Below are 1,436 nucleotides of genomic sequence, written 5' to 3' on the forward strand. Positions count from 1 at the left end.
GGTCCAGTATGCGGACGTGAACATCTTGCCTTCCATTTCCTTGGGCACGTCGTAGTACAGATTGAACGTCCCCTCGTCGCGCAGGACGATGAGCTGCGTGTCGAACACGAAGGCAAGGAAGACGAGAAACGCGGCCAGCAACACCCATTTGAGCTTGGACATGATGCATCTCTCCAATTCATGGTGCGGTCTGGGCCGGTATAATTTCGTAAAGGCGCTTCAGCGCAGAGAACGGGTCCTTGTCCGCACCATGCATCGCCTGAGCAACTTCGGGTTTATTCTGTGATCCAAAAGGCCAGAGCAGACAGATCTGCGTGAAGAGTAAGATGTGTTCCTGCTCGCTCAAACCGTAGCCCATCGCAGCGTCTACATTCTCCTTGATACCAGATTCCACGGATCCATAATGCTTCTCGACCATCAACGCAGTGTATGGGGACTCCCCCATGAGCACATTGGAGAGATTATAGATGAGGGCTGCGCGCTTTTTCTGCTCCATGTCCGCCAGATGCTCTTCGCGCACCTCCCACCACGGCCGCTCCGATGCCAAACGGTAATTTTCGGCAAGTTCCTGTTCGGTGCGGCCGAGCAAGGACGGATTGCCGACATCCAACCACTGCCGCTCCCCTTCTGCATTGCTGACTGGAATAAAAAGTCGCGCGACAGGTCCCATGAACCACCCCAACTCCTGATCGGTGTACATCGGAATCATCCGCCGCAGCGCGGCCGAATCCTGGAATCTGTAGAACGACTTGGCTCCTGAGGGGAGAACGACTTCGCACAGACTGCGCCAATGCCTGCAATGCAATTCCCCGTTTGCAGCGGTGATCGCGAGAAAACCCCAATCCAAAAAGCTGGCCAGGAGGTAGCTTTCGAGTTCGCAACCTGCTTCGAGTCGCACCCAGTAGGGCATCGTGCTCAAAAGTTTCGCGTAAGGGGTTTCAGCCAGGATGGGGCGATACTGACACCCGGTGTTCAGGGAAAAAAAGTCATGGAGCAAATCCGGACCGGAATCGATGGCAAGAACGACATCGACGTGCAGCCCGGTGCTGCGCGTCGTGCGGAGTACGTCAATGAGTTCCGATGTCGTGATGGATCCGAAGGCCCGAGGGGCCTGTATCGCGGGGGCGGTCATTTCTCCTCCGGGCATGAAGCGCACGCCGCGCAAAAGGGCAGACCGGTCTGTCTGGCGCACTCTGTGGAATTTTTCTGTTGCAAGACGTTGCAGTCGTCCGGGCTGAACGCCTCGACCGTGGGCTCCTGCGCATCCAGAGGCAACAGCGGTCTGGCGCCCGTACCAGAGCCCGGACACCCGCCGGAGTTGATCCTGACCTTGGCCCCGCCGATGGTCACGCCCGACGGGTCGAGCCTGATGAAGCTCCCCCCTGCCTTGATGGTCAGGTCCGTGCCGGCCTCGATGACAACCTTCCTCCCGGTTT

Annotated in this window: 2 protein-coding genes; both read right to left on the reverse strand. The window is 57.9% G+C overall.

The window, feature by feature from the left end:
- Window positions 1-178: 178 nt before the first annotated feature.
- Window positions 179-1,132, reverse strand: a complete 954-nt coding sequence (locus G394_RS20430; protein WP_028578506.1) for a DUF4123 domain-containing protein — start codon at window positions 1,130-1,132, stop codon at window positions 179-181.
- Window positions 1,129-1,436 (reverse strand): hypothetical protein (locus G394_RS21470; protein ID WP_051307257.1); only part of this gene is annotated, 308 nt, incomplete at its 5' end. The genes G394_RS21470 and G394_RS20430, both read right to left, overlap by 4 nt.

The sequence above is a fragment of the Desulfomicrobium escambiense DSM 10707 genome, assembly GCF_000428825.1.
Taxonomy (GTDB): Bacteria; Desulfobacterota; Desulfovibrionia; order Desulfovibrionales; family Desulfomicrobiaceae; genus Desulfomicrobium; species Desulfomicrobium escambiense.

What these genes read in the sequence shown, in the direction of transcription:
- G394_RS20430 (WP_028578506.1), bottom strand. Translation starts at nt 1,132, where the DNA reads ATGACCGCCCCCGCGATACAGGCCCCTCGGGCCTTCGGATCCATCACG.